General features: G+C 62.1%; 7 protein-coding genes. 2 read left to right on the top strand and 5 right to left on the bottom strand.

The annotated features are described in order from the left end of the window. Positions 1-293: 293 nt before the first annotated feature. The 4 genes from NKJ01_RS31125 to NKJ01_RS31110 form a co-directional block, all read right to left on the bottom strand. Positions 294-1,178: a PDZ domain-containing protein gene (locus tag NKJ01_RS31125; RefSeq protein WP_352734036.1), complete on the bottom strand. Its 885-nt coding sequence runs from the start codon at positions 1,176-1,178 to the stop codon at positions 294-296. 194 nt (positions 1,179-1,372) lie between these two features. Further along, positions 1,373-2,863 carry a hypothetical protein gene (locus tag NKJ01_RS31120; RefSeq protein ID WP_352734034.1) on the bottom strand — a complete coding sequence of 497 codons (1,491 nt, stop codon included), beginning with the start codon at positions 2,861-2,863 and terminating at the stop codon, positions 1,373-1,375. Continuing rightward, a complete protein-coding gene (locus NKJ01_RS31115) occupies positions 2,860-3,279 on the bottom strand; it encodes a GtrA family protein (protein ID WP_352734032.1) in 420 nt (139 codons plus the stop codon). The genes NKJ01_RS31120 and NKJ01_RS31115 overlap by 4 nt, the downstream gene beginning before the upstream one ends. Positions 3,280-3,353: 74 nt before the next feature. Beyond that, entirely contained in the window at positions 3,354-4,343 is a 990-nt protein-coding gene (locus NKJ01_RS31110; RefSeq protein WP_352734038.1) for a glycosyltransferase family 2 protein, read from the bottom strand. Between the two features lie 276 nt (positions 4,344-4,619). Here NKJ01_RS31110 and NKJ01_RS31105 point away from each other — a divergent pair, with 276 nt between their 5' ends. Next, on the top strand, positions 4,620-4,883 hold the full coding sequence (locus tag NKJ01_RS31105; protein WP_352601310.1) for a DUF6460 domain-containing protein: 264 nt from the start codon (positions 4,620-4,622) through the stop codon (positions 4,881-4,883). Here NKJ01_RS31105 and NKJ01_RS31100 read toward each other — a convergent pair whose 3' ends face one another. Further along, entirely contained in the window at positions 4,884-5,789 is a 906-nt protein-coding gene (locus tag NKJ01_RS31100; RefSeq protein WP_352734030.1) for a histone deacetylase family protein, read from the bottom strand. Positions 5,790-5,921: 132 nt separating this feature from the next. Between NKJ01_RS31100 and NKJ01_RS31095 the strand changes: the two genes are divergently transcribed. Further along, complete coding sequence (locus tag NKJ01_RS31095) at positions 5,922-7,259, top strand: MATE family efflux transporter (RefSeq protein ID WP_352734028.1); 1,338 nt, start codon at positions 5,922-5,924, stop codon at positions 7,257-7,259. Positions 7,260-7,501 lie beyond the last annotated feature (242 nt).

The following is a 7,501-nucleotide window of genomic DNA, read 5'->3' as shown; positions in this document are numbered from 1 at the left end:
GGATCTCGTCGAGCCGATAGACCACCATTCCGGGCACGCGAGGGTCTTCAATGTCGTCAATATGATCGAGAAAGCTTGCGTCCATGGCCGGTCTCCTTCCCGGCCAACAGAATCCCACTTGGTTACCAGAGCGTTAACGATTCATGATTCCGCCCTGCGCCCGAACCTAGGCCAATCGCGTCAGACTGAGTGTCGACATCGGCAAGGTGAAAAATTAGCCCGAAGCGATTGCCGTGCGCTCGAACCCAACATCTGAATATCTCTGCCGATCCGGTAGTCGGCAGGCTGGCGGATTACTCGTCGTCACCGCTATCGTCGCCACCGCCGTCATCCCCACCGCCGTCGTCCCCGCCACCGGAATCATCGTCGCCGGAACTGTCATCGGCGGCATCGCCATCGTCGCCGCCGTCGGAATTGTCTTCCGCGGCGGGAGCATCGGTGTCGTCGGTTCCGGAAGCCTCTGCCTGATCGCTCGGCTCCGTCGCCGAATCGCTCGCGCCGTCAGTTGTCGCGTCCGCTTTGCTGTCCGAGCTTTCGTCGGTAGCCTCGCTGTTGGCCTCGGAGGTGAATTCCTCGGAAGAGGCAGTCGCCTCCACGGTCGTCTCGGATGATTCGTAGGTGGCAGTCATCTCCTGGCTATATTCGCTGTAGAACTCCGAATAGCTGAAGGCAGTTGCGACGGACCAGCTTGTCCACGTCGCGACAGTGACGACATCGACGGCGGTTTCGTAGCTGCTAAGCGTGATCGTGCCGTTGGAGTTGTAGGACTTGCCATCGCGATAGCAGTCGAATCGGAAGTCGGATTTGCCTGCTTTGGCCCAATGGTAGACCACCGTATCGACATCGATCGGCTTGTAGATCTTGTGGCCGTGGACCTTGGCAATCACGTCGCCAGGCTTGATGCCTTGCTTTTCGCCGGTGCCACCAGGCTTCACCGACAGCACAAGGACGCCGTGGGCGTGTGGCTTGAGTTTGAACTCCTTGCGTACAGTGCCATTGATTGGCAGCAGGACCGCTTCGATCGCCCTGGAAATATAAGGTTTGGGCAGCTTGACATCGCCGTTGAGCGCGTATGCGTTTGTCGAATAGGAAATCGGAATTGCTGCCAGATGCAGCGCCCAGGCCAGACTGAAAACGGCCCTGGAAAATTTTCCGGCCCGTCGCTTTAACATGAACATAATTGACGTCATCCCCTGTGGGATGCCAGCCCTCCAGCATCACCAGCCGGCAGCGATAGCATGAATTAGCCAGGCATGAAGTTAACGCCGACGACTTTCCCGGACTATTTCTCTGATTTTTCTGACGATCAGTGCAAGCCGGATGCCAAGGTTCGAATGCTGGCGAAGCCGGTTCGCGCCGGCACGCCGCAGGATCAGGCGCCGGGCAGGTAAATCACCGCGTAATCATCCGCATAGGCCCGGTTCCAGCCAAGCTGGTCGAAGAAGGGGATGCGGCTGTCGCCGGTCGACAGCAGTGCCCAGCCTATTGCGTATTTCTTCAGCCGGGCTTCGAGGAGCGGCTTGCCGTCGCTGTGTCCCGTCTCGTCATCGGTTTTTGTGAAACCGCCCAGAAACAGCTGGTCCGTCCGCCCGTCGATATAGGTCTTGATGCCGTGAAAAATCAGCGTGCCGCCGAAATTGTAGGAATTCAGCACGTTGCCGGACAGATGATGACTTGCGGCGAAGGCCAGCGCGCCGCTGGCCGACGTCTTCGGGCTCGGCGCGACCTGGTAGGCACTGCTGAGCAGGCCGATCCCGCCGATCGTTAAGACGGCCGCCGCACCGCAGATCGCGTAGAACCGCCTGGCGAGGAATGTTTCCAGTCTGTCGCGCTTTTCCACCAGCCATGCGGTGGCTGAAAGAGAGGGATATTGCTGCGCGACCTCGATCGCGATCACCAGGGGAACCAGCAGGAAGAACAGATACATGAAACGCACATGGGCGAGATAGACATGCAAGGTGAAGACGACGAACAACGCCTTGGCCCAGCCAATCCGCAACCGTGACACCAGAAGCCCGAAAAGCGCCAGCAGTATCGCAACTTCCTGGACGGGGCTGTCCGGCTGGCTGAACGGTTTCCATTCCATGATCAGCGGCACCGCCTCGTTGCCGTAGGCGACGGTGAGCGTGGCTAGGATGGCTTTCACGCCGTAGGGATGCATCAGGCTGACCAGCGGGCAAAGCAGGCCGAATGCGATCCATTTCGCCAGGAGGGCCGGTTTTGACAGGCCCGTGCGCGCCAGCAGATCGAGACCGGCGAAAGCCGCGATGACGAAGCTCAAGGTGAAGGTGGCGTGCAGGTTCGCCCACAACACGACCAGCACGAGCAGCCACCAGGGCGGCGCCCGTTCTTCCCGTGCCGCACGAAAGAGCATCTCCGTCCAGATGACGATGATCGGGAAAGTGAAGACATGCGGGCGCGCCGTGAAGATCGGGTTGATCAGGAACACCACGGCGAAGGCCAGTGCAATCGCCAGGATCGGCTTCAGCCATGCGCTGAGAAACCACCCCATCAGCAAAACCGTCAGGGAAATCGAGGTGATGATCAGGGTGACCACCCCGTTCCAGCCTCCTGCCCGGTAGGCAAGAGCCAGCAGGATCTGCCCCAGCCATTCCTTGGCAATCCATGGCTGGCCGGCAAAAGTGTAGGAATAACGGTCGACCGTCGGAAATGTCCGGTTTGCCAGGAAATCCAGCCCGACCTTGACGTGCCACCAACTGTCGGGATCCTGCAGGGTGGCACCGGCCTGGGCAGCCAGGGCCCCCGCCATCGCCAAGGCCGCGAGCAGGCAGAAGACCAGCCGGGTGCGCTGTGCGTCCTCGATCGACGGCGTGGCCAGCAAGATTGCCTTGGTCTGGTTCATGTCGCAGCTCCAGGCCATTTTGCGTTCTTTCCGGTCAAGGGATCGGGATCATCCGTGCTGCCGACGAACACGAAACGGGCCGAGCCGACATAGAAGATGACTGAGTAAAGGCAGTTTCCCGCCAGATGGACCAACGGGTTTTCGATGTAGCCGGCAGACATGGCGGTGACCACGACGCCCAGGTTGGCACCGTAGGCGATAAGGAAGGTGATCGCGTATCGCACGACCGCGCCTGGGCGAAAGCGACCGGCACGGCTGAATGTCCATTGGCTGTTGAGGAAGAAACCGAGGGTGAGGCCGGCGGCATAGCCCGCCGCGTTGGAGGCGACATCGCCGAAGCCGAGCGCCAGCCCAGCCAGGATGAGCGTATATCCGAGCGCCGTGTTAAGGAGCCCGATGGCACCAAATCGCAGCATCCGCGAGAAATCACACGGAAAAGCCGATCGCATCCTGCCCATGCCGTTCCCGCTGCGCCCGGTCGAACTCCGCCTCAAGCACGTGCGGCCCTCTTTGCCATCTCCTGCAAGCGATGGACGGGCAGTTCCCCGTCCTCGGCTGCCTGGCTGCGCGAAACGACCTCGTTGACGAAGTAGAGCGGCCTCCGCTTTGTCTCCATGTACATGCGCCCGAGATACTCGCCGAAGATGCCAAGCACCATGAGCTGGACGCTGCCGAGGATCAGCATGATCGCGGCAAGGCTGGTCCAGCCGGGCATCACGTTTCCGACCGACCATTCCAACAGCGTGTAGCCGAGCACGAACAGACCCAGAAGCCCGAACATCATCCCGAGCAGCGAGGCGAACCGCAGGGGCGCGATGGAAAAGCTGGTCATCGCGTCGATCGCCAGAAGAACCATTTTCTTCAGGGGATAGTGGGTGGTGCCGGCAAAGCGCCGGTGCCGCTCATAGGGGAAAGCCACCTGTTTAAGCCCGATCCAGCTCACCATGCCGCGAATGAACCTGTAGCGCTCGGGCATCGCGTTCAGATGGTCGAGCGCGCGGCGGCTCATCAGCCGGAAATCCCCGGAATTCGGGGCTATGTCGACGTCGACCATGCGGCGCAGCAAGCGATAGAATATCGAAGCGGAGGTGAGCTTGAACCAGCTTTCCCCGTCACGGCTCAGCCTCTGGCCGTAAACGACGTCGAAGCCTTCGTTCATCTTCGCCATCATCGCGCCGAGCAGCTCAGGAGGATCCTGCAGGTCGGCATCGAGAATGAGAATGCGCTGGCCGCGGCAGAATTCGAGCCCCGCGCTCAACGCGATCTGGTGGCCGTAGTTCCGGGCAAGGTCGATGGCGACGACGTGATCGTCCTTTTCGGCCAGCTTGAAAATAGCATCTCGCGAGCCGTCGGTGGCGCCATCGATAACAAGGACGATCTCATACGAGGAGCCCTGTTCCAGGCATGCCGCCGTCACCCGTCGATGAAGTTCGGCCACCCCGTCCAGCTCATTGTAGCATGGGACGACCACCGACAGCATGACGCCGCGTCGCGCGGTGTTTTTCTGCGTCTCCACCAAAGGCCTTGCTCCCGCTATTCGATTGGGAATAGCGGCAATTGGTTAGAAAACAGATAAGCCAGCGGGATCGGACGCGGCCGTCGGCCGGCTGCCACGCCTTGGCGTTGCTTGCGGCCACGCCAATGCCTCGCTCGAGGTGTTCGCCATCCGCAAAACTGCCGGCTTGAAGCCGGCAAGCCAAGTGCGTATGTCTGGCCGACGCCCTCGAGTCTGGGTACCTCAATCTGGAGACGGGCCTTGTCCGCACTGACACGCTTTCTCGGCGACTCGCCGCTCAAGGTGATCCTGAAACTGCTGGTCGTGTCGTTCCTTGTCGGCCTGGTCATGAATGCCTTCGGCTGGTCGCCGATGGATGTGTTCTACGGCATCCGGAAGTTCTTCATCGACCTGTGGAATCTTGGCTTCCACGCCATCGACCGCTTCTTCGGCTACATCCTGCTCGGTGCGGCGGTCGTCGTGCCGGCCTTCATCCTGCTGAGGCTTGCCAACTATCGGAAGTAGCTACCGGGCATAGTCCGACGCCACCTCGAACAGCATGGCGTGCCTCGCCGCCAGGGCGGGCACGTCCATGGAATAGCCGCCGCCGATGACGCCGCAGACGGGAATGCCCTGCGCGCGAAAATGGCGGATGACCGTATTGTCGCGCGTGCGCAGCCCGGCATCCGATAGCGACAGCCTGCCAAGCCGGTCTTCGGCATGGACGTCGACGCCAGCATTGTAGAAGACGATGTCCCAATGCGCTTTGGCGGACAGTTCCGGCAGGGTGGCGGCGAGCCTTTCCATGTAAGCGGCGTCACACGTGCCATCGGGCAGCGCGACATCGAGGTCGGAGGCGACCTTGCGCGCAGGGTAGTTGCGGTCGCCATGCATGGAAAAGGTGAACACGCGCGGATCGTCCGCGAGAATGTCCGCCGTGCCGTCGCCCTGATGCACGTCGAGGTCGACCACCAGGATGTTTGTGGCGGCGCCTTCGGCGAGCAAGACCAGCGATGCGACGGCAACATCGTTGAAGGTGCAAAAGCCCGCACCTTGCGCACGCCTCGCATGATGACTGCCACCGGCGGTGTTGCAGGCGATGCCGTGGCGCAAGGCAAGCCGCGCCGCCAGCACCGTGCCGCCGGTGGCAAGCTGCGCGCGCAGCGAGACACGGGGCCCGATCGGGAAACCGATCTCTCGCTCGATCTTTTCGGGCACGGAGCAACTGATGACCTGGTCGACATAGTCGGCCGCATGGGCAAGCTTCAGCCATGACGCCGGCGCGGGTTCCGCGGAGTTGAGCGCGTCGGGCCCGGCCAGTCCGCGTGCGCGCAAGGTATCCATCAGCAGCGGGTATTTGCTCATCGGAAAGCGATGGTTGACAGCGAAGCCGGCGTCGTAGTCGGGGTGATGGACGATCTGCAAAGGCATGAACTGGATCCGGCGGGCTCGCGCCAGACCGGGTAATTCGGTTGGCCTTCGCGGGAAGAGTGATTGCGCGATGCCGGGAAAATGGGGCACATCGGCGGTTCGATCAAGCCGCAATCAGCAAGGCAGCAATCCTTGGACAAGGGTGCAACCCCAGCCGACGCCAGATACTTTGTCGTCACCAACCGTTCCGTGCTGGCCATCGCGGTGCCGACGACGCTTGCCTATCTGACGACGCCGATGCTCGGCCTGGTCGACACAGCTGTCGTCGGTCAGTTCGGTGACGCTGCCCTGCTCGGCGGCCTGGCGGCCGGCGCGCTCATCTTCGACGTCGTCTTCACCACTTTCAATTTCCTGCGCTCCGGCACCACCGGTCTCGTCGCCCAGGCGTTCGGGCGCGGCGATGCGCTGGAGGAACAGGCGGTGTTCTGGCGCGCCGTGCTGATCGCGGTTGTCGCCGGCATCGTGCTCGCGGCACTTGCGCCCCTGGTTGCCGTCGCCGGGCAGAAGTTCATGGGCGCCGAACCGCGTGTCAGCGAGGCGATGGGCGTCTACATCAGGATCAGGCTGCTCGCCGCACCCTTCTCACTGATCAACTATGCCGTTCTCGGTTATGTGCTGGGGCGCGGCGAGGGCGGACTCGGCTTGATGCTGCAATTGGTGCTGAACGGCATCAACATCGCGCTCTGCTTCCTGCTCGGCCTGGAACTCGGCTGGGGCGTCGTCGGCGTCGCCTGGGCGACCGTGACCGGTGAGTTCCTTGCCATGCTGCTCGGCCTGGCGATCGTGATCCGCCGGTTCCGGGCGACCCCATCCTTGCCACGCCATCGCTTGCTCGACATAGCTGCCTTTGTGCGCATGCTGTCGCTCAACCGCGACATCATGATCCGCTCGTTCTCGCTGCTCGCCGCCTTTGCGCTGTTCACCCGCCAAGGCGCGCAGTTGGGTACGGTGACGCTGGCCGCCAACGCCGTGCTGATGAATTTCTTTCTCGTTGCCGGCTACTTTCTCGATGGCTTTGCCACCGCCGCCGAACAGCTGGCCGGTCGTGCCGTCGGCGCGCGTGCCGCCGCGCCCTTCCGCCAGGCGGTGCGGCTGACCCTGTTCTGGGGGTTTGGGCTGGCGGGTGCCGCGACCCTGGTGCTGCTGTTTGGCGGCGCCGGTCTGGTTGCTCTTGTGACGACATCGGAGGAAGTCCGTTCGATGGCCGACATCTACCTGCCGTGGGCGGCATTCACCGCGCTGAGCGGTGTGCTGGCGTTCCAGATGGATGGCGTGTTCATCGGCGCGACCTGGTCGCGCGACATGCGCAACATGATGCTGCTGTCGTTCCTCGTTTTCGCGGCCGCGCTGCTGACGCTCGCGCCTACCTACGGCAATCACGGCCTGTGGGCGGCGTTGCACGTTTTCCTGCTCGCACGCGGCTTCAGCCTGCTGACGATCCTGCGGCTCAGGGTGCGAACCGCGTTTTAGACAGTGTCCCCGGAAGGGCCTGCGCCGTCCAGAGCTCCGAACCCCAGGTCAGCAATGGCCTGGCGGCAGCCAGTTCGGCGGTGTCGGCAACTTTTGTGCCGGTAGCTTTTTGCGATAGGAATTTTTTCTTGATTTCGTGCCCTCAGCTATGGTACATATTCGTCCATGGTGCTGATTTGCGCCAGTGACCCGCCGCTCAGGCGGGTTTTTCGTTTAATGCTCCGTCAGCCTACGCGCCGGCG

Origin of the sequence: Mesorhizobium sp. M0276 (genome assembly GCF_040321755.1) — a bacterium.
GTDB lineage: Bacteria > Pseudomonadota > Alphaproteobacteria > Rhizobiales > Rhizobiaceae > Mesorhizobium.
Note: the sequence above shows the minus strand (reverse complement) of the source record. Positions and strands in the feature narration are given on the sequence as shown.